Here is a 19,710-nt window from a genome sequence, read left to right as displayed (position 1 = left end):
TCCGGATGAACCAGACAGGACCCACCTTGTTGGCCGGTATCCGGGCTGATGGAGCATCCGTCATCGCCTTCCCAGGCGCCTTGCGGCGCCCAGTGGCGGTGTGATGACGGCTGGCCTTGCGGCCGGTCCACTTACCGTTGCGGGGGCAGCGCAGGTTAGGCCGTGACAAAAGCCCTCCTGCTTCCCGTTGAACTGCGGCATGAGAGCCACACCGCGAGCACCAACCCTGCGATTTTACGTTCAGAATCTGTTGCAAACCCTACAATTCATTCACTTATGGCCAGTTCCTCCCAAATCGACCAGATCGCCGAGCGCGTCGAGCGGCTGCTGCTCCGCCACGAGGAACTGCAGCGCACGAACGCCTTGCTGGTCGAGCAGATGCAGGCCCTCACGCAGGAGCGCGACTCCCTGAAATCACGCCTGAGCGCCGCCCGCTCGCGCGTCGACGCATTGCTCGAACGCCTGCCCGAAGTGAGCCAGAAGGAGGCCTCTTCATGACCGCGAAGCAACTCGAAGTCCAGATCATGGGCCAGAGCTACCTGCTGGGCTGCCCCGAAGGCGGCGAACAGCAACTGCTCGACGCGGTCGAGCGCGTGGATTCGGCCATGTGCCGCATCCGCGACGCCGGGCGCATCAAGGCACGGGACCGTATTGCCGTGCTCGCCGCGCTCAACATCGCCGCCGACGCGGGGGACCGTCCCGCCGCCCCGGCAGTCACCATTCCCGCGCGCCCGCACGCCGAGGGCGAAGAGGCCGACGATCCACGGCTCGCAGCCCTGCTCGCGCGTCTCGACTCGACCCTGCAGGACGACGGGCAACTCCTCTGAGCGCGTGCTTTTTTCGGGCGGGCAGGTCTACAATGGGCTCGTCTGCAGTGCGCGCCGGGCTTTATATTTCCTTGAACCAATGCTCTTATGAGCCCGGGCTTGGTACATTGCGAAGCGGGCGTGATCGTCTCGCGTCAGATGAACCCGAAGCCTCGCTGCCCTCGCCCACCTGAACCCCTGCGTTCAGGATGACGGTCCGGCGGCACTTGCAGACACCCTCCTCCCTCTTTCCATCCATTCCCCGCAGTACGTTTCCCATGCCCATCGAACCCCTGCTCATCGTTGAACTCGCCGTGCTCGGCATCGGCACCGGCTTTCTTGCGGGCCTGCTGGGCATCGGTGGCGGCATGCTGATGGTGCCCTTCATCACCATCATCCTGTCCAACCGCGGCGTGGAGCCCAGCCTGTCGGTGAAGATGGCGATCGCCACGTCCATGGCGACCATCATCTTCACGTCGATCTCCAGCGTGCGTGCGCACCACAAGCGCGGCGCGGTCCGCTGGGATCTGGTGAAGGGCCTCGCGCCCGGCATCGTCATCGGCAGCCTGATCGGCAGCATGGGCGTGTTCGCGCTGCTCAAGGGTTCTTACCTCGCCATCTTTTTCGCGCTGTTCGTGGGCTTCTCGGCCACGCAGATGTTCCTGGACAAGAAGCCCAAGCCCACACGGCAAGTGCCCGGCACGGCAGGACTCATCGGCGCCGGCAGCGGCATCGGTTTCATCTCGGGCCTGGTGGGCGCGGGCGGCGGCTTCATCAGCGTGCCCTTCATGACATGGTGCAACGTCGCCATGCACAACGCGGTCGCCACCTCCGCCGCACTCGGTCTGCCGATTGCGCTGGCCAACGTGGCCGGCTATGTCGTGTCGGGCCAGGGTGTGCAGAACCTGCCGCCGGCGTCGTTCGGCTACATCTGGCTGCCCGGCCTCGTAGTGATCGCGGTGTGCAGCGTGTTCACCGCGCCGCTCGGCGCGAAGGCAGCGCATGCACTGCCGGTCAAGAAGCTCAAGCGCGTGTTCGCCAGCGTGTTGTACGTGCTGGCCGCCTACATGCTCTGGAAGGGTCTGACTTCCTGAGCGGCCGCGTTCCCCCGTTCAGGCCTTGAGCTTTTCGCGCAGTCGCTGCGCGTTGGCGGGCGCGGCGATCTTGGCGGTATTGTCGAAGAAGCAGAACACGTCGCGCGCTGCGCGCTTCGGCGCTGACGTGGTGGACATGAGCTTCGCACCCCGGTGCTGCGAGCCTTTCGCCCAGCTGCGAATGCGGCGCGCCCAGTCGTCGAGTTGCTTTTCCGCATAGCCCGATTCGTAAAGCGCGTTCGCGCCGTGCAGGCGCACGTAGACAAAATCAGCCGTCAGATCCTCGTATTCGGGCCAGCGACCACCCGTGTCGGCCACGACGAGCGCGGCCTTGTACTTGCGCAGCATGTCAATGAATGCCGGATCGACGAAGCTGTCGTTGCGCACCTCGATCGCGTGGCGGAACTTCTGGCGCGCGCCGGGCTCCAGCGACTCCTTGCCGTGCATGCGCGACGAGCGCTGCTTCGCCAATGCCTTCGCCTGCGCTGCCGTGTGCGGCAGCAGTGCGAGGAAGGTTTCGAATTTTTCCGGGTCGAACCGCATGCCCGGCGGAAACTGCCAGAGGATGGCACCCAGCTTCGGCCCGAGCTCGAACAGACCCGAGGCCATGAAGTTCGCCATGGGTTCGAGCGGATCGTCCAGGCGACGGATGTGCGTGATGTAGCGCGGCGCTTTCACCGTGAACATGAAGCCTGCGGGCGTGTCCTCTGCCCAGCGCGCATAACGCTCGGGGGTCTGCAGCGAATAAAACGAACCGTTGAGTTCGATGACCGGCAGCGCGCGCGAGGCGTATTCGAGTTCACGCGCCTGCGTCAGCTTGTCGGGATAGAACACCCCACGCCAGGGCGGGTAGCGCCAACCGGAGATGCCGATGCGGATGCGGCCCGCTTTTGCCGTCGGCTTCGCTTTTGGGGGTGCAGACGTCATCGGTGCGTTCCGGCCCGCTCTGCGAATCAGGCCGCCGCAGGATCGATCTGGGCGACCGCCTCGTCGATGGGCGCCTGCTGCGTGGCGCGAACGAGGCGAGAGACTTCCACGCCGTCCTTCATGAAGACCAGCGTCGGCCACAGCTTGACGTTGAATGAACGCCCCAGCGGCTTGCCAGCGCCGTCCTCGATCTTGTAATGGCGGACGCCTTCATGCCCGTCCAGCGCGGCAGACAGCGGCGCCTGCACCGCCTTGCAATGCGGGCACCAGGGCGCGCCGAATTCGACGATGGTGGGCCCCATGAGCGCGTCGATCTCGGCGCGCGGCGGTTCGGTGGCAGCGTAGGTGTGGTTCATGGCTTCATGCTAGCCGGATCGGCCAGGCGGCGATGCAGGACGGGACTGACAGATCTGACGCCAGATCTTCGATGTCAGATCTTGAATGCTCGGCGGATGTCTTCCCGCACCAGATCCTGGTATTCCGGATGCTTGCGCAGGTAGCCGGCGATGAACTGGCACACGGGAATGACGTGCTTGCCCTGCACGCGCACATCGTCCAGCACGTGCTTCGCCAGCCTGGAGCCCAAGCCCTGGCCCTCGAACGCAGGCAGCACTTCGGTGTGCGTGAACATCAGCGCGTCGGTCAGCACGTTGTATTCACAGAAGCCGGCGAGCTGGCCGTCGGAATGGATTTCGTAGCGATGCTTTTCGGCGTTGTTGGTGAAGGTGATGTCGGCCATGCGGACTCTTGCAGCGAAAGGTTGGACACCCGGCCGTTATAGCAGCTAAGGAAAAGAACTACGGCGTGGTGCACCAAGGCGCCATGTCGTGCGCCAGCCCCATCCACAGTGCCCACGCCGACATGCCCGCCAGCGCCGCGCCGGCCACGCGGACGCCCCAACGCCCGTCGCCCCATGCGCGCTTGCCCCGGCCCGCTTCACCCAGCCTCAGCCAGAGCCACGGGCCGACCGTCAGCGCCACGGCGCTGCCCAGTGCGAACAGCGCCATCGTCATCGCGCCTTGCACAGCCGAGCCGCTAAGCGCCGCGACCAGCAGGGCCGAGTACAGCAGGCCACACGGCAGCAAGGCCCACAGCGCGCCCACGATCACCGGCGTACCGAGCGCGGCCGTCGTGCCAGCACCGCGCACGCGCTGCCAGACCTTGCGCGCCCCCAGCTCCAGCCACACCGGCTGGCGCGCGCGCACCAGCAGCACCAGTCCCATGAGCATCGCCGCCACATGCAGCAGCGTCCACGCAGGACGCAGCGCCGCCGACTGCGTGCCCAGCCAGCCGACGGCCTGCATCGACGCTGCAGCCACGCCGCCAAGCGCCGAATAGCCGAGCAAACGCCCGGACTGGAAACCCCAGAGCGCCATGCCGCGCTGCGGCCCGGCCACCTTGCCCAGCGCGGTGCACGCCGCGCCGCACATCGACAGGCAATGCGGCCCGCCGAGCAGCCCCATCAGCAGCGCGGTCAGGGCGAGCGAAGCGGAGGGCAGCACGGCAACCCCGTTCAGATGATGCGCGAGAACCGCGCACGTGTGCGATCGGCCTGCAGGTAACGGTCGAACACCATGGCCACGGCACGCACGACAAACCAGCCCGTCGCCGTGACCTGGATGCCGGTGTCGCTCACCGTCACCATGCCCTGCTCTTCCAGGTCTTTCAGCGCCTCGAGTTCGGCCCTGAAATAGCTGGAAAAGTCGATGAGCCACGCCAGGTTGATCGATTCATGGAGCAACTGGCCCTGGCACATGAGCGCCATGATCACCGCGCGGCGGATCAGGTCGTCGCGCGTGAGCGCAAGGCCACGCACCACGGGCAGCCGGCCCTGGTCGAGCAGGTCACAGTATTCGCCCATCGTCTTCGCGTTCTGGCTGTAGGTGGCGCCCACACGCCCGATCGCCGACACGCCCAGGGCGATGAGGTCGCAATCGGGCTGCGTGCTGTAGCCCTGGAAATTGCGGTGCAGGCGGCCCTGCCGCTTGGCCACCGCCAGCGCGTCGCCCGGCAGCGCAAAGTGGTCCATGCCGATGTACACATAGCCCGCGTCGCTGAACGCGTCGAGCGCGCTTGCCAGCATCGAGACCTTGCCGCCCGCGCCCGGCAGTTCGGCGACGGCGATGCGCCGTTGCGGCTTGAAGCGCTCGGGCAGGTGCGCGTAGGCGTAGAGCGCGATGCGGTCCGGCCGAAGTTCGCACACCTGCGCCAGCGTGCGGCTGAAGGATTCCGGTGTCTGCTGCGGCAGGCCGTAGATCAGGTCGACGTTGACCGAGTCGAAACCGTGCTGGCGCGCGGCCTCCATGAGTTCGAACACCTGTTCGACCGGCTGCACGCGATGCACGGCTTTCTGCACGGCAGGGTCGAAGTCCTGCACACCGAAGCTCAGTCGGTTGAAGCCGAGTTCGGCCAACACGGCCAAGCGCTTCGCGTCCACCGTGCGTGGGTCCACCTCGATGGAAAACTCGCCGCCCGGCGCCAGCGCGAAGTGGCGGCGCAGCATGGCCATGAGTTCGCGCAATTCGTCGTCGGACAGGAAGGTCGGGCTGCCGCCGCCCAGATGCAGCTGCGTCACCGTCTGACCGGTGCCCAGGTGCTTCGTGTGCAGCTCTGCCTCGCGGGCCAGATAGCGCAGGTAAGGCGCCGCGCGGTCGTGGTGCTTCGTGATGATCTTGTTGCAGGCGCAGTAGTAGCAGAGCGATTCGCAGAACGGCACATGCACATACAGCGACAGAGGCTGCGTCATGGCCGCGGCCCCGTGCCGACGCTGGGTCAGCGCCTGGGTGTAGTCATCGGCCGTGAAGGCTTCCACGAAACGGTCGGCCGTCGGGTAGGAGGTGTAACGGGGGCCCGAAACGTCGAAACGGCGCAGCAGATCGGGGGTAACGGCGTTCATGGGGTGCTTTCTGATGGTGCACCGTGACTTTGCCGCAGCCGACCGGACCGTTCCTTGACATGGATCAACCCGGGCTCACACCGCTGCCGGGACAATTTGCTTCATATCAGGAGTGACCATGCACGACGCGCCCGTTTTCACCGCACAGGACCCGAAGGTTGTAAGCTTGAGGCCCCTTCCCGTGGCCGCACGCATGACGCCCCAGACCATCAAAGTCGCCTGCTCCAACTGCAACCTGCGCGAGCTGTGCATGCCCGTGGGCCTGCAAAAGGAAGAGATGGAGCGCCTGGACGACCTGGTTGCCACCCGTCGCAAGGTCGCACGCGGCACACCCCTGTTCCGCAACGGCGAGGAATTCACGTCGCTCTACGCCATCCGCACCGGCTTCTTCAAGACCTGCATCGCCACCGAAGATGGCCGTGACCAGGTGACCGGCTTCCAGATGGCGGGCGAGATCATCGGGCTGGACGGCATCGTGAACGATCGCCACACCTGCGATGCGGTGGCGCTGGAAGACGCGGAAGTCTGCGTCATGCCCTTCGACCGCATCGAGGACCTGTCGCGCGAAGTCACCGCGCTGCAGCGCCACGTGCACCAGATCATGAGCCGCGAGATCGTGCGCGAACACGGCGTGATGTTGCTGCTGGGCAGCATGCGCGCCGAAGAGCGGCTGGCGGCGTTCCTGCTGAATCTCGTGCAGCGCCTGCATGCGCGCGGCTTCTCGCAGTCCGAACTCGTGCTGCGCATGACGCGCGAGGAAATCGGCAGCTACCTCGGCCTCAAGCTCGAAACCGTGAGCCGCACCTTCTCGAAGTTTGCCGAGGAAGGCATCGTGGAAGTGAAGCAGCGCCACGTGCGCATCCTCGATGTGGATGCGCTCAAGCGGCTGGTGAATCCGCCTTCCACCGCCTGCAATTGATCAGGATATCTGCCGGGCTTTTCCATCCGTCGCGCAGGCGTGCCGCGCGCAGTCCTCGGGTCGCTCGTCCACCGGCACCGGGCAGCGATTCACCTCGAACGGCGACATCGACAGCAAGGTCGTCAGTGCGCTCGACGCCATGGTGATCGCCCAGAACGCGAAGAACGCCAGCGTGTAGACGCCCTGACGCGAGAGCGTGACGGGCTGGCCGAACCAGTGAAGGTCGCCCGGGTCCACCGTCGCGAACACCAGCATCTCCAGCACACCGGCCATCAGGAACGCCGGCCAGGCGATCCACATCAGGCGTTGTTTGAGCATGGCGGGCTCCTACGGGCGAGTGGCGGCTTGCGCTGCAGGCTTCACGGGCAAGTCGTCCGTCGGCGTGGCCGCGTGGTTGCGCGCATGCATGGCAGGCGACAGGCTGCGCTCGGCCAGCGTCCTGTTGATCTCGATGCCCTTGCGGTAGTAGTCGGCATCGACCACCGGATCGGGCGACGACAGCGCGATCCACGCCGTGACGAGCCCGGCCACCACCACGATGGCCGGACCGGAGATGACGAGCCAGACGTGGCCGAACTTCCACCATGGTTCTGCGGGCTTTGCAGGTGATGCAGCTGCTATTGCGGGTCTGGCCCCCGGCATGCGGGGCGTCATCGTGTTCTTTGACATGGCGTGTCTCCTTCGTGGTGATGTCTTGAATGGATGTTCAGCGGGGTACCAGGAAAACGGCCTTCTCGGACACGTGTGCGCTGTCGCCCAATGCCTGCACGTCGATGTGAACCGGATGCGAGCCCGATGCCGCGCTGCCATAGGGAATCTGCAGCCGCACCGGAACCCAGCGCGACTCGGCGGGGCCGACTTCCACATCGGTGTCCGATGCGACGCCCAGGCCTTCGAGCCCGCCCGCGCTGATGCGGTAGGTCTGCGGCTTCTCGGTCGCGTTCATGATCTGCAGGCGATAGACGTTCTCCAGCCGCCCACCGTCGACGATGCGCGAGAGCGATGCACGGTCGCGCACCACGTCCACCTTGAGCGGCGTGCGCAGCACCAGGCTGCCCAGCAGCGCGAGCGTGACGACACCCAACAGCAGCGTGTAGACCAGCACACGCGGCCGCAGCACACGCCGCCAGATCTGGCGCGACGTGCCACCGGTGGCCAGCGCGTTCTGCGTGGAAAAGCGGATGAGGCCTCGCGGGTAGTGCATCTTGTCCATCACGGTGTCGCACACATCCACGCAGGCGGCGCAGCCGATGCATTCGTACTGCAGGCCGTTGCGGATGTCGATACCCGTGGGACACACCTGCACGCACAGGGAGCAGTCGATGCACGAACCGAGGTTCAGCTTCGCGAGTTCGGCCTTGCGCGAGCGCGATCCGCGCGGTTCGCCACGCGCCGCGTCGTAGGTGACGATGAGCGTGTCCGCGTCGAACATGGCGCTCTGGAAGCGCGCATACGGGCACATGTACTTGCACACCTGCTCGCGCATGAAGCCGGCATTGCCCCAGGTCGCAAAGGCGTAGAACAGGATCCAGAAGGTCTCCCACGGACCGAGCGCGAACGACGCCACCCCGGCGCCGAGTTCGCGCACCGGAGAAAAGTAGCCGACAAAGGTGAAGCCTGTCCACAGCGCGACCAGCAGCCACAGGCCGTGCTTCGCGCCCTTGCGCGCGAACTTCTCCAGCGACATCGGGCCTTCGTCGAGCCGCATGCGCTTCAAGCGATCGCCCTCGGTCCTGCGCTCGATCCACATGAAGATTTCCGTGTAGACCGTCTGCGGGCAGGCGAAACCGCACCACAGCCGCCCCGCCACCGCCGTGAACAGGAACAGCGACAGCGCGCTGATCACCAGCAGGCCGGTGAGGTAGATGAAGTCCTGCGGATACAACACCAGGCCGAAGATGTAGAAACGCCGCGCGCCCAGGTCGAACAAGACAGCCTGGCGCTGGCCCCATTCGAGCCACGGCAGCCCGTAAAAGACGAGCTGGGTGAGGAACACGAAGGCCCAGCGCCAGCGCGCGAAAAGTCCGGTGACGGTGCGAGGGTAGATTTTTTTCTGCGCCTCGTACAGCGACACCATCTCTTCGTTGGCTGCCTCGACGACCGGCACACCCTGCGGCGCGCCCGGCGCCGAGGCCACCGGGATGATGGGAATGATCTTGCGGGATGACATGCTGGCTCGCGCCTTCAGGGCTTGTTCGACAGGCCCCAGACGTAACCGGCCAGCACCCGGATCTGCGCCTCGGTGAGCTTGTCCTTCTGCGCGGGCATCTCGCTGACCTTGCCGGTGTTGATGATCGACACGATGGCCTGTTCGCCCCAACCGTGCAGCCAGACGTTGTCTGCCAGGTTCGGCGCGCCGAGCGCCGGGTTGCCCTTGCCCTGCATGCCGTGACAGGCTGCGCAGGCGCTGAATTTCGACTTGCCCAGCGACGCACGCAGGCTGTCGTGCGGACTGCCCGAAAGGCTGAGCACGTAGTTCGCCACGTTCTTCACGTCGTCGGGCGAACCGACGGCGGCGGCCATGGGTGGCATGGTGCCGATGCGCCCGGCAGTGATGGTCTCGCGGATCTTGTCCGGCTCGCCGCCGTGCAGCCAGTCCCCGTCAGTCAGGTTGGGGAAGCCCTTGCTGCCGCGTGCGTCCGAGCCGTGGCACTGCGCGCAGTTGTTCATGAACAGGCGCTCGCCGATGGCATGGGCCTGCGGGTCTGCGGCGATCTCTTCGGGCTTCATCGCAGCGAAGCGCGCGTAGATCGGCTCGAGTTCCGCGTTGGCCTTGGCCACTTCGGCCTTGTATTCACCGGCGGTCGTCCATTTGAATGAACCCTGGTGCCTGCCCAGGCCCGGGTAGACCACGAGGTAGCCCACGCCGAAGACGATGGTCAGCACGAACATGACGACCCACCACAGCGGCAGCGGATTGTTCATCTCGGTGAGGTCCTCGTCCCAGACGTGTCCCGTTGTGTTGTCGCTGGACGCGGCCACCTTCTTGCGGGCCGTCACCCACAGCAGGACCACACAGCCCACGATGCCCAGCACCGTGATGCCGGCCACATAAAGCGACCAGAAATCATGCGTGAAGTCGCTCATGGCTCATTCCTCCTCGAAGGGAAGTTGCGCGGCTTCGGCGAAGCGGCCGGCGTTGCGGCGGGCGAAGGCCCAGACCATGATGCCGATGAAGGTCGCGAAGCAGGCGATGGTCGCGGCCACGCGGAGAGTCGTGATGTCCATGTTCTTTCCCCTTACTTGAGCGCACGGCCCAGCGATTGCAGGTAAGCCACGAGGGCGTCCTGCTCGGTCTTGCCCTTCACTTCGTCGCCACCCTTGGCAATCTGCTCATCGGTGTAGGGCACGCCCACCATGCGCAGCGCCTTCATCCGCGGTGCGACGACGGCGGGGTCGACCTGGGTCTTCTCCAGCCACGGATAGGCCGGCATGTTCGACTCGGGCACCACATCGCGCGGGTTGTTCAGGTGCACGCGGTGCCAGTCGTCGCTGTAGCGACCGCCCACGCGTTGCAGGTCGGGACCGGTGCGCTTGCTGCCCCACTGGAACGGATGGTCGTAGACGAACTCACCCGCCACCGAGTAGTGGCCGTAGCGCAGCGTCTCGGCGCGGAAGGGGCGGATCATCTGCGAGTGGCAGTTGTAGCAACCTTCACGCAGGTAGACGTCGCGCCCCACCAGTTGCAGCGCGGTGTACGGCTGCACGCCGGTGACTGCTTCGGTCGTGGACTTCTGGAAGAACAGCGGGACGATTTCCACCATGCCGCCGATGGCCACCACCAGCAGGATGAGCACGATCATCAGCAAGTTGCTGGTCTCGACCTTCTCGTGCGAGAAGCCAGGTGTGTTGCCCGTGATGTTGTTTGTGTTGTCAGCCATGATGTTTTCCTTCAGGCATGCGCCGCTGCGGGTCGGGCGGTCGCGGTGTTGGCGGCGTTCGGGATCGCCACGCTCACCGAGCGGCCGGAGATCGCGGTCATCCAGGTGTTCCAGGCCATGACCAGCATGCCGCCCAGGTACAGCGCGCCACCGGCAACGCGGATCACGTAGAACGGATAGGTGGCCTTCACGCTTTCGACGAAGGTGTAGGTGAGCGTGCCGTCGGTATTGATGGCGCGCCACATCAGGCCCTGCATCACACCGGCGATCCACATCGCCGCGATGTAGAGCACGATGCCGATGGTGGACATCCAGAAGTGCAGCTCGATGGCGGGCACGCTGTACATCTTCTTCTGCCCGAAGAGGCGAGGAATCAGGTAGTAGAGCGAGCCCATCGAGATCAGGCCCACCCAGCCGAGCGCGCCGGAGTGCACGTGGCCCACGGTCCAGTCTGTGTAGTGGCTCAGCGCGTTGACGGTCTTGATGGACATCATCGGGCCCTCGAACGTGCTCATGCCGTAGAACGAAAGCGAGACGATGAGAAAGCGCAGCACCGGGTCGTCACGCAGCTTGTGCCACGCGCCCGAGAGCGTCATGATGCCGTTGATCATCCCGCCCCAGCTGGGTGCGAGCAGGATCAGCGAGAACACCATGCCCAGCGATTGCGTCCAGTCGGGCAGCGCGGTGTAGTGCAGGTGGTGCGGGCCGGCCCACATGTAGGTGAAGATCAGCGCCCAGAAGTGCACGATGGACAGGCGGTAGCTGTACACCGGCCGCTCCGCCTGCTTGGGGATGAAGTAATACATCATCCCGAGGAAACCCGCGGTGAGGAAGAAGCCCACTGCGTTGTGGCCGTACCACCACTGGATCATCGCGTCCTGCACGCCGGCGTAGGCGGAGTAGCTCTTCATCCAGCCGGCCGGCACTTCGGCGCTGTTGACCACGTGGAGGATGGCGACGGCAAGGATGAACGCGCCGTAGAACCAGTTGGCCACATAGATGTGCCTGACCTTGCGGATGCCGATGGTGCCGAAGAACACCACTGCATACGCCACCCACACCAGCGTGATGAGGATGTCGATCGGCCATTCGAGTTCGGCATATTCCTTGCCGGTTGTGAAGCCCAGCGGCAGGCTGACCGCAGCAGCGACGATGACGAGTTGCCAGCCCCAGAAGGTGAAACTCGCGAGCGGCCCCGCGAACAGGCGGACCTGCCCCGTGCGCTGCACGACGTAATAGCTGGTGGCAAACAGTGAGCAACCGCCGAACGCGAAGATCACCGCGTTGGTATGAAGTGGCCTCAACCGGCCGTAGCTGAGCCAGGGAATGCCGAAGTTGAGTTCGGGCCAGGCCAGCTGCGCGGCGATGATGACGCCGACCAGCATGCCCACCACCCCCCAGACCACGGCCATGATCGAAAACTGGCGAACGACCGTGTCGTTGTACTGATTCTCAAGCTTGGTTTGCGGATCCATCGTGACACCTTTTGATGAGTGCCATCAGTGTCCCGCCGGGGTCACGCGCGGGTATTGACGTGCGTCAATTGCCGCGCAATCGGTGCTCAGTCGCCGCGAAGAATGCGTTCGCCTTCCTGGTCGACGCCGTCGAACTGACCGTGCTCGATGGCCCACCACAGGCCCACGAGGATGCACAGCACGAGCAGCACCGACAGGGGAATCAGGACGAAGAGGATATCCATGCGCCATGGCCTTTCATGCCGGTGTTGAAAGGCGCGAAAGCCGCGCCGCGTTCGCCACGACCAGCAGCGAACTCGCCGCCATGCCGATGCCCGCGAGCCAGGCCGGCAGCCAGCCCATGAGCGCCAGCGGCACGCACAGGGCGTTGTAGCCTGCTGCCCAGGCGAGGTTCTGCCGCACGACGCGAAGCGTGCGGCGCGCGAGTTGCACGGCCTGCGGCATGCGCATGAGCACGTTGCCCATGACCACGAAGTCGGCATGCGCCTGCGCCAGCGGCACAGCAGGGCCGAACGCGAACGACACATGTGCACCGGCAAGCACAGGGCCGTCGTTCAAGCCGTCGCCGACCATGGCCACGCGACGGCCCTGCGCCTGCCACGCTCGCAGCTGCGCCAGCTTGCCGTCGGGACTGCACTCGCCCAGCGCTTCGTCGATGCCGAGTTGCGCAGCCACGCGCTGCACGCTCTGCTGCCGGTCGCCGGACAGCATGACGACGCGCAGGCCCATGTGATGCAGGGCGTCGACCGCCTGCTTCGCATCGGGCCGCACATTCTCCGAAAGCGCGAAGGTGGCCAGCCAGCCCGACGTATCCGCGAGATGCACGTGGATGTCCTGCACATCGTCGCCCACCTCCCTGATGGCATCGACGCCACAGTGGCGCGCAGAACCGAGGCGCACCTCGCGCCAGCCGCCGGTATCGGTCGCCACACGGCCGGTCAGCCCCGCGCCGGCCTGTTCGTGCACGTCACGACTGGTGCGGGCCGGGCCCGTGCAAGCCGCCACCAGCGAGCGCGAGAGCGGGTGCAGCGAATGTGACGCGAGCGACGCTGCGATGGCCAGCGCCTCGTCATGCGGAATGCCTTCCCGCGCGTGCAGTGCGGCCAGTGCCATCCCGTCGCTCGTCAGCGTGCCTGTCTTGTCGAACACCACCGTGTCCACTTCGGCCAGCGCCTGCAGGGCCTGCAGATTCCGCGCCAGTGTGCCGTCGCGTGCCAACCGGCCGGCAGCAGTGAGCATCGCCACCGGCGTGGCCAGCGACAGCGCGCATGGGCAGGTGACGATGAGCACCGTGGCCGCCAGCATCAGCGCATGCCCTGGTCCTGTGGACCAGCCGTGCCACGCGGCGAACAATGCCGCTGCCAGCACGGCCCACAGGAACGGCCGCGCCACGCGGTCGGCCTGTTCCGCCAGATGCGGCTTGTGCGTCGATGCGTCCTGCATCAGCTGCACGATCTGTGCGAATCGCGTGTCATCGCCCACGCGCGACACCGCCACTTGCACCGGCGCGGACAGGTTGTGGCTGCCGGCCATCACCTGTGATCCGCAAGGGCGTTGCACCGGACGCGATTCGCCCGACAGCAGTGCCTCGTCAACCAGCGCGTCGCCATGCACCACGGTGCCGTCCGCCGGGAACGACTCGCCCGGCAGCACGCGGATGACATCCCCCGCCGCAAGCGTGCGCGCTGCGATGCGCTCGAACGTGGCGGCATCGCCCGTGCCCTGCACCACGCGGTCCACGCTGTCCGGCAAACGGTTGAGCAGGGCCTCGAGCGCGCCTGCCGTGCGCTCGCGCAGCCGCAGCTCCAGCCATCGGCCGGTCAGCAGGAAGAAGACGAACATGGTGAGCGAATCGAAATACACCTCGCCGCCCATCACACCCTGCGGCTCGAAGGTGGCTGTGGTGCTCACCACGAACGCGATGGCCATGCCCAGCGCCACTGGCAGGTCCATGCTCACCTGCCGGTGCCGCAGGTCTCGCAGCGCGCCCCTGAAGAAGGGCCCGCAACTGAACAGCACAACGGGCAGGGTGAGCACCCAGGACGCCCAGCGCAGCAGCGTGGCGATGTCCTGCGTCATGTCGCCCGGGCCGGACACATAGGCCGGCACGGCGTACATCATCACCTGCATCATGCAGAAGCCTGCGACTGCCCAACGCCAGAGCATGAGACGCTGCTCCTGCTGGCGCAGTTCACGTGCGCTGGCGTCGGACGCGGGCACGGCGTCGTACCCGGCCTGCCGGATGGCGTCGAGCCATTGCGAAGGCCTGGCCAACGCAGGCTGCCACACCACATGGGCACGCTGGCTGGCCGCGTTCACCCGGGCCGACACGACGCCGGGCACCTGCTGCAACGCGTCCTCGATGGTGAGCGCGCAGGCGGCGCACCACATGCCGCGCACGACAAGTTGCGAGCTCCACGAGACTCCTGCGCCCCGCTCCGAGCCTGCCGGCAAGGGACTGCCGAACGACGGCCACTCGGCCGGGTCGTCGAGCAGCAGCGCGTTCGCGGGTGTTGAAATGACGCAGGCCATGGTGTGGTCACGAAGGTTACGGTTTGCTCCGCATGCATGCCTTGATGTGGATCAAGCACAGGCCTGCCGGTCGCGCGTAATCTGCCTTCACAGTCAACAACCCAAGGAGATCACCATGTACAAGCGCATCCTTGTTGCCACCGACGGCACCAGCCTGTCGAAGAAGGCCGTGAAAAGCGCCATCGGGCTCGCAGGGCTCTCGGGTGCGGAGCTGGTCGCCGTGAAGATCGTTCCGCGCTATCCGCAGGCGTACTTCGAAGGCGCCGTGACCATGAGCACCGACGACGTCGGCCGCATCGAAAAGCAGTGGTCCGATGAAGCACAGGCCGTGGTGGACGCCGTGAAGGCAACGGCCGCGGCCCAGGGCGTGACGGCACGCGCCGTCACGGTGAAATCGGACCTCGTGGCCGACGCCGTCATCGCCACGGCAAAGAAGTACAAGTGCGACCTGATCGTCATGGCGTCGCATGGCCGGCGCGGCATCAAGCGCCTGCTGCTGGGCAGCGAGACGCAGCATGTGTTGACGCATTCGCCATTGCCGGTACTCGTGCTGCGCTGATCTGCAGTCGTCTTTCGACAGTGTGGGTACGACTGCGCCTACATGGGTGCAGCGCCCTGCCGCACACCGGTTCGCATCCGCGATGCGTAGACTGGCCCGGAATCCCGAAAACATCCGGAGACAGCGATGTCGTTTGCAAAACTGGTGGGCCGCGCCGCAATGGCGCCGTTCTCGAAAGCCCTGCCCGCCATGGGCGACACGGAGCGCGCCGCGTTGGAGGCCGGTACGGTCGGGTTCGAAGGCAACCTGTTCGCCGGCACACCCGATTTCGATGCGCTGGTTCGCGTGGGCCCCAACAAGCTCACACCACAGGAGCAGGCGTTCCTCGAGAACGAAGTGGTGCAGCTGTGCGCCATGCTCGACGACTTCGCCATCGACGAGGCGCGTGACCTGCCGCCCGGGGTCTGGCAGTTCCTGCGCGAGAGACGCTTCTTCGGGATGATCATCCCCACCGAATGGGGAGGCCTCGGCTTCAGTCACTACGCGCATGCCGCAGTCGTGACGCGCATCGCCACGGTGAATGTGTCGGCAGCCGTCACGGTCATGGTGCCCAACTCGCTCGGTCCCGCCGAACTGTTGCTCCATGAGGGAACGGAACAGCAGAAGCGTCACTACCTGCCTCGCCTGGCCGACGGGCGCGACCTCCCCTGCTTCGGCCTCACCTCGCCGTATGCGGGCTCCGACGCGGCGTCGATCCCGGACCGTGGCGTGTTGTGCGAACGCGAGTTCAACGGCGTGATGACGCGCGGCTTCCTCGTCAATTTCTCCAAGCGCTACATCACGCTGGCACCGGTGGCAACGGTGGTGGGCCTGGCATTCAACGCGATCGACGAGTCGCTGCCGCCCGATGCTCAGAACCGCGGCATCACCTGCGCGCTGATTCCCGTGCCACAACCCGGCATGACGATCGGACGCCGTCACCGGCCCATGAACGGGTCGTTCATGAACGGCCCCATCGAAGGCAACGACGTGTTCGTGCCGATGGACTGGGTCATCGGCGGCGAAGCACAGGTGGGCCGAGGCTGGCAGATGCTGATGCAGAGCCTGGCCGCAGGCCGGTCGATCTCGCTGCCTGCGCTGGGATCGGCGATGCAGCAGACCTCGCTGTTCGTCGCGAACGGGTACGGACGCATCCGGGAGCAATTCGGCTTGCCGATCGCGCGCTTCGACGCCATCGCCGGCGTGATCGGCAGCATGGCGGCGGAACTCTACGCCACCGACGCGGCGCGCCGATTCACGGCTGCCGTGCTCGACCAGGGCGAACGGCCCAGCGTGGCGGGTGCCATCCTGAAAGTGCACCTCACCGAAGCGGGACGACGCGCCGTGAACCACGGCATGGACATCCTCGGCGGCAAGGGCATCATCGCCGGACCTTCGAACCTGCTCGGCGTCGCTTACCGGCAGGCCCCGATCGCCATCACGGTGGAAGGCGCGAACATCCTCACGCGCTCGCTCATCATCTTCGGGCAAGGCGCGATCCGCTGCCATCCGTGGGTGCTGAAGGAAATGCAGGCCGTCGAGAACAACGACGCGCAAGCCCTGGGTGAGGCGCTGCTGGGCCACGGCAAGCATCTCTCACGCAACCTCTGGCGCAGCATCTTCGGCGCGCCACTCGTCGGCACGCCGCCCGCGGATCTGGAAAAGGAGGCACGGCTCATCGCACGCCTGTCGGCCCGCTACGCGCTCACCTGCGACCTGGCGATGGGGTTGCTCGGCGGCAAGCTCAAGCGCATGGAACTGCTGTCGGCGCGACTGGGCGACGGCCTCGCGCACCTGTACATGGCCAGCGCCTGCCTCTGGCGCTACGTGAACGAAGGCAGTCCGGCGATGCTGCCCTTCGCGCGCGCCGGAATGCGTCAGCAGCTCGACGCCGCGCAGGAAGTGATGGCCGAGCTCTACGCCAACCTGCCCTTCTCCGCGCGCACTGCGCTGGGCGGCGTGGCACTGAACCGCACGCACCACCTCGCGCCACTGCGCGATGTGCAGTTGCTCGAACTCGCGAAGCTGCTGCGCGAAGATCCGCGCCTGGCCATGCAGCTGTGCCCCGACCTGAGCGTGCCCGCGAGCGGCGGCCTGCTCGACCTGATGAAAGCGCTGGAACTGGCGCAGCAACTGGGTGACGAAGTCGCGCAGCTCAACAAGGTGCTGCGGCGCACGAATTCGCTGGAAGAAGCGGCCTCGCAGTCATCGCAACCGGAACTCGCACTCGCCTATCTCAAAGCCGCAGACCGTGTGATCCAGGTGGACGACTTCGCGCCCTGAGTCGCGCAAGACAATCAGGCAGTCTTGACGAACAGGTCCTTGTGCTGCGCGCGCAGCAGGTTCTTCTGCACCTTGCCCATGGTGTTGCGCGGCAATTCGTCGACCACAAAACATCGCTTGGGGATCTTGAAGTTCGCCAGCTTCTGCTTGAGCGCCGCGACGATGCCGTCGGCGTCGAGCTTCGCGCCCGGTTTGGCGATGACCACTGCCACGCCCACTTCACCGAAGTCAGGATGCGGCACGCCGACGAGTGCGCTCTCGGCCACGCCGGGCATCTCGTTGATGTAGCCCTCGATCTCGGCCGGGTACACGTTGTAGCCGCCACTGATGATCAGGTCCTTGCTGCGGCCCACGATGGTGACGTAGCCGCGCTCGTCGTACTTGCCCACGTCACCGGTCCTGAACCAGCCGTCGTTCGTGAACTCCTCCTTCGTCTTCTCGGGCATGCGCCAGTAGCCCTTGAACACGTTCGGGCCCTTGACCTCGATGCCGCCGATTTCGCCGGTGGGGCAGGCTTCGCCCTTGTCGTCGCGCACGCGCAGGCCGACGCCGGGCAACGGAAAGCCGACGGTGCCGCCGCGCCGTTCTCCCTGCTTCGGGTCGTAGGGGTTGGAGGTGAGCATCGCCGTTTCGCTCATGCCGTAGCGCTCGAGGATGGTGTGGCCGGTACGCTCCTGCCATTCGGTGAAGGTCTCGATGAGCAGCGGCGCGGAACCCGCGATGAACAGGCGCATGTTGCGCACCGACTCGCGGTTCAGGCCCGGCTCGGCCAGCAGGCGGACATAGAGCGTGGGCACGCCCATGAACACCGTCGCCTCCGGCAGCTTGCGCATGACGACCTTCGGGTCGAACTTCGCGAGCCAGATCATCTTGCTGCCGTTGAGCAGCGCACCATGCAGCGCAACGAAGAGTCCGTGCACGTGGAAGATCGGCAGGGCGTGGATGAGCACGTCGCCCTTCTTCCAGCCCCAGTAGTCCTTGAGCACCTTCGCGTTGGACAGCAGGTTGCCGTGCGTCAGCATCGCGCCCTTGCTGCGGCCGGTGGTACCGCTGGTGTAGAGGATGGCGGCCATGTCGTCCGCCTTCTTCACAGCCGGCGTGTGTTTGTCACTGCAATGCGTGGCGCGCTCCAGCAACGAGCCGGTGCGGTCGTCGTCGAGCGTGAACACATTCTTCGTGCCGGCCTTGAAGGCGATCTTGCTCACCCAGCCGAAGTTGCGCGAGGTGCAGACCACCACCGATGGCTCGGCGTTCTCGATGAAGTATTCGATCTCGGCGCTCTGGTAGGCAGTGTTGAGCGGCAGGAACACGTAGCCTGCGCGCAGCGTGGCCAGGTACAGCATCATCGCCTCGACCGACTTCTCCACCTGCACGGCCACGCGTGCGCCGGCCGGCAGCTTCAGCGACGCGAGCAGGTTGGCCATCATGGCCGTGGCGCGATCGAGGTCCCGCCAGCTGTAAGTGAGGCCGCTGTCGGTTTCGACGGCAATGGCGTCCAGGTCTTGCGGGAAAGCGGCGCGCAGCGCGGCAAAAAGGTTCTCGTTGCTCATGGCGTTCGGGTCGGAAGAAAGGAGGAACTGGATATTCAGAAGACGGGCTTGCGCTTGTCGATGAAAGCCGCAATGCCTTCGCGGTGTTCGCGGCTGTCCGCGTAGCCGTAGGCCTGCGCATCGGACGGCGGGCACGGCCCACGCAATGCGCGCAGCGCCTGTTTGTTGAGCCGGGCGGCTTGCGGCGCGAGCCCGGCGATGCTTTTCGCAATGTCCAGCGCGTGCGTGGCCACCTGCGCATCGGCCACGACCTGCTGGACGAAGCCGCGCGACTGCATCCTGGGCGCATCGAGCACGGCCGCCGACAGCAGCATTTCGCGTGCGGTTGCGTCGCCGGCGGCGTTGCGCACGAGCCAGGCCTCGCGTGGCGCCATGGGAAAACCGAGCCTTGCGATGGGCGCACCGAACTTCGACGACGCGCCAGCGACACGCAGGTCGCAGCAACTCGCGATCTCCACGCCCGCCCCCATGCAGGCGCCTTCGATCTGCGCCACGAGCGGAACGTCGCAGTCCAGCATGGCGGCAAGACCACCCCACACATCATCTTCATGAAAGGCGCGCAGCGAGTCCGGCGAGAAGCGGAACTCCGGGTATTCGGCGATGTCACCGCCGGCGCAGAACGCAGCGCCCTCGCCCCGCACGATGACGCAACGAACACCGGTACGTGTCTGCAACGCGGTGAAAACGTCGCGCAACGCGCGCCACATGGCGCGCGTCATCGCATTCAGCCGCACGGGGTTGGACAGCGTGACCGCCACCACGCCTTCGGCATGGGGATGGTCGGAGACGATCACCTGTCCTGCCATGCG

The 19,710-nt window shown here is 65.9% G+C and carries 22 protein-coding genes, 1 other RNA gene and 1 riboswitch; of the genes, 7 read left to right on the top strand and 16 right to left on the bottom strand.

All coding sequences use genetic code 11. The features are described from left to right. Window positions 1-14: 14 nt before the first annotated feature. Window positions 15-240: riboswitch (cobalamin riboswitch) on the bottom strand. Between the two features lie 36 nt (window positions 241-276). From ACO2Q9_RS08210 to ACO2Q9_RS08195, 4 genes are all read left to right on the top strand, one after another. Further along, window positions 277-498, top strand: a complete 222-nt coding sequence (locus tag ACO2Q9_RS08210) for a DUF904 domain-containing protein (RefSeq protein WP_423310112.1) — start codon at window positions 277-279, stop codon at window positions 496-498. Then, complete coding sequence (locus ACO2Q9_RS08205; RefSeq protein ID WP_423310110.1) at window positions 495-827, top strand: cell division protein ZapA; 333 nt, start codon at window positions 495-497, stop codon at window positions 825-827. Before ACO2Q9_RS08210 ends, ACO2Q9_RS08205 begins: the two co-directional genes overlap by 4 nt. A 36-nt stretch (window positions 828-863) precedes the next feature. Next, window positions 864-1,046, top strand: a non-coding RNA gene (gene ssrS, locus ACO2Q9_RS08200) — 6S RNA. Window positions 1,047-1,084: 38 nt separating this feature from the next. Then, entirely contained in the window at window positions 1,085-1,900 is an 816-nt protein-coding gene (locus ACO2Q9_RS08195; protein ID WP_423310108.1) for a sulfite exporter TauE/SafE family protein, read from the top strand. A gap of 18 nt (window positions 1,901-1,918) precedes the next feature. Here ACO2Q9_RS08195 and ACO2Q9_RS08190 read toward each other — a convergent pair whose 3' ends face one another. From ACO2Q9_RS08190 to hemN, 5 genes are all read right to left on the bottom strand, one after another. After that, entirely contained in the window at window positions 1,919-2,827 is a 909-nt protein-coding gene (locus ACO2Q9_RS08190) for a DUF72 domain-containing protein (RefSeq protein ID WP_423310106.1), read from the bottom strand. Between the two features lie 26 nt (window positions 2,828-2,853). After that, window positions 2,854-3,183 carry a thioredoxin family protein gene (locus tag ACO2Q9_RS08185; protein ID WP_423310104.1) on the bottom strand — a complete coding sequence of 110 codons (330 nt, stop codon included), beginning with the start codon at window positions 3,181-3,183 and terminating at the stop codon, window positions 2,854-2,856. Between the two features lie 74 nt (window positions 3,184-3,257). Next, entirely contained in the window at window positions 3,258-3,566 is a 309-nt protein-coding gene (locus tag ACO2Q9_RS08180; RefSeq protein WP_423310102.1) for a GNAT family N-acetyltransferase, read from the bottom strand. A gap of 58 nt (window positions 3,567-3,624) precedes the next feature. Next, entirely contained in the window at window positions 3,625-4,290 is a 666-nt protein-coding gene (locus tag ACO2Q9_RS08175; protein WP_423311212.1) for a sulfite exporter TauE/SafE family protein, read from the bottom strand. A gap of 50 nt (window positions 4,291-4,340) precedes the next feature. Beyond that, the gene (gene hemN, locus ACO2Q9_RS08170; protein ID WP_423310100.1) at window positions 4,341-5,723 is read right to left on the bottom strand and encodes an oxygen-independent coproporphyrinogen III oxidase; all 1,383 of its coding nucleotides are present in this window, start codon (window positions 5,721-5,723) and stop codon (window positions 4,341-4,343) included. 193 nt (window positions 5,724-5,916) lie between these two features. Here hemN and fnr point away from each other — a divergent pair, with 193 nt between their 5' ends. Then, window positions 5,917-6,642, top strand: a complete 726-nt coding sequence (gene fnr, locus ACO2Q9_RS08165) for a fumarate/nitrate reduction transcriptional regulator Fnr (protein WP_423311210.1) — start codon at window positions 5,917-5,919, stop codon at window positions 6,640-6,642. Here the strand turns inward: fnr and ACO2Q9_RS08160 are convergent, their stop codons facing one another. From ACO2Q9_RS08160 to ACO2Q9_RS08120, 9 genes are all read right to left on the bottom strand, one after another. Then, on the bottom strand, window positions 6,643-6,960 hold the full coding sequence (locus ACO2Q9_RS08160; protein WP_423310098.1) for a hypothetical protein: 318 nt from the start codon (window positions 6,958-6,960) through the stop codon (window positions 6,643-6,645). Window positions 6,961-6,969: 9 nt separating this feature from the next. Next, on the bottom strand, window positions 6,970-7,284 hold the full coding sequence (locus ACO2Q9_RS08155) for a FixH family protein (protein WP_423311208.1): 315 nt from the start codon (window positions 7,282-7,284) through the stop codon (window positions 6,970-6,972). Window positions 7,285-7,348: 64 nt separating this feature from the next. Continuing rightward, window positions 7,349-8,812, bottom strand: a complete 1,464-nt coding sequence (gene ccoG / locus ACO2Q9_RS08150; RefSeq protein ID WP_423310096.1) for a cytochrome c oxidase accessory protein CcoG — start codon at window positions 8,810-8,812, stop codon at window positions 7,349-7,351. A gap of 14 nt (window positions 8,813-8,826) precedes the next feature. After that, a complete protein-coding gene (ccoP, locus tag ACO2Q9_RS08145; protein ID WP_423310094.1) occupies window positions 8,827-9,729 on the bottom strand; it encodes a cytochrome-c oxidase, cbb3-type subunit III in 903 nt (300 codons plus the stop codon). Window positions 9,730-9,732: 3 nt separating this feature from the next. After that, complete coding sequence (locus tag ACO2Q9_RS08140) at window positions 9,733-9,870, bottom strand: cbb3-type cytochrome oxidase subunit 3 (RefSeq protein ID WP_423310092.1); 138 nt, start codon at window positions 9,868-9,870, stop codon at window positions 9,733-9,735. A gap of 11 nt (window positions 9,871-9,881) precedes the next feature. After that, on the bottom strand, window positions 9,882-10,523 hold the full coding sequence (gene ccoO, locus ACO2Q9_RS08135) for a cytochrome-c oxidase, cbb3-type subunit II (RefSeq protein WP_423310090.1): 642 nt from the start codon (window positions 10,521-10,523) through the stop codon (window positions 9,882-9,884). An 11-nt stretch (window positions 10,524-10,534) separates the two neighbouring features. Further along, a complete protein-coding gene (gene ccoN / locus ACO2Q9_RS08130; protein WP_423310088.1) occupies window positions 10,535-11,998 on the bottom strand; it encodes a cytochrome-c oxidase, cbb3-type subunit I in 1,464 nt (487 codons plus the stop codon). An 86-nt stretch (window positions 11,999-12,084) separates the two neighbouring features. Further along, the gene (gene ccoS / locus ACO2Q9_RS08125) at window positions 12,085-12,222 is read right to left on the bottom strand and encodes a cbb3-type cytochrome oxidase assembly protein CcoS (protein ID WP_423310086.1); all 138 of its coding nucleotides are present in this window, start codon (window positions 12,220-12,222) and stop codon (window positions 12,085-12,087) included. Between the two features lie 13 nt (window positions 12,223-12,235). Continuing rightward, a complete protein-coding gene (locus ACO2Q9_RS08120; protein WP_423310084.1) occupies window positions 12,236-14,530 on the bottom strand; it encodes a heavy metal translocating P-type ATPase in 2,295 nt (764 codons plus the stop codon). A gap of 115 nt (window positions 14,531-14,645) precedes the next feature. Between ACO2Q9_RS08120 and ACO2Q9_RS08115 the strand changes: the two genes are divergently transcribed. Continuing rightward, window positions 14,646-15,089 (top strand): universal stress protein, encoded by a 444-nt coding sequence (locus ACO2Q9_RS08115; RefSeq protein ID WP_423310082.1) that lies wholly within the window; start codon window positions 14,646-14,648, stop codon window positions 15,087-15,089. A 126-nt stretch (window positions 15,090-15,215) separates the two neighbouring features. After that, window positions 15,216-17,351 (top strand): acyl-CoA dehydrogenase, encoded by a 2,136-nt coding sequence (locus tag ACO2Q9_RS08110; RefSeq protein WP_423310080.1) that lies wholly within the window; start codon window positions 15,216-15,218, stop codon window positions 17,349-17,351. Window positions 17,352-17,365: 14 nt separating this feature from the next. Here ACO2Q9_RS08110 and ACO2Q9_RS08105 read toward each other — a convergent pair whose 3' ends face one another. Next, entirely contained in the window at window positions 17,366-18,901 is a 1,536-nt protein-coding gene (locus ACO2Q9_RS08105; RefSeq protein ID WP_423310078.1) for a malonate--CoA ligase, read from the bottom strand. Between the two features lie 35 nt (window positions 18,902-18,936). Next, window positions 18,937-19,707 (bottom strand): enoyl-CoA hydratase/isomerase family protein, encoded by a 771-nt coding sequence (locus tag ACO2Q9_RS08100; RefSeq protein WP_423310076.1) that lies wholly within the window; start codon window positions 19,705-19,707, stop codon window positions 18,937-18,939. Window positions 19,708-19,710: the final 3 nt, after the last annotated feature.

Source organism: Variovorax sp. VNK109 (assembly GCF_049445855.1).
Taxonomy (GTDB): domain Bacteria; phylum Pseudomonadota; class Gammaproteobacteria; order Burkholderiales; family Burkholderiaceae_C; genus JAGOCV01.
Note: the sequence above shows the minus strand (reverse complement) of the source record. Positions and strands in the feature narration are given on the sequence as shown.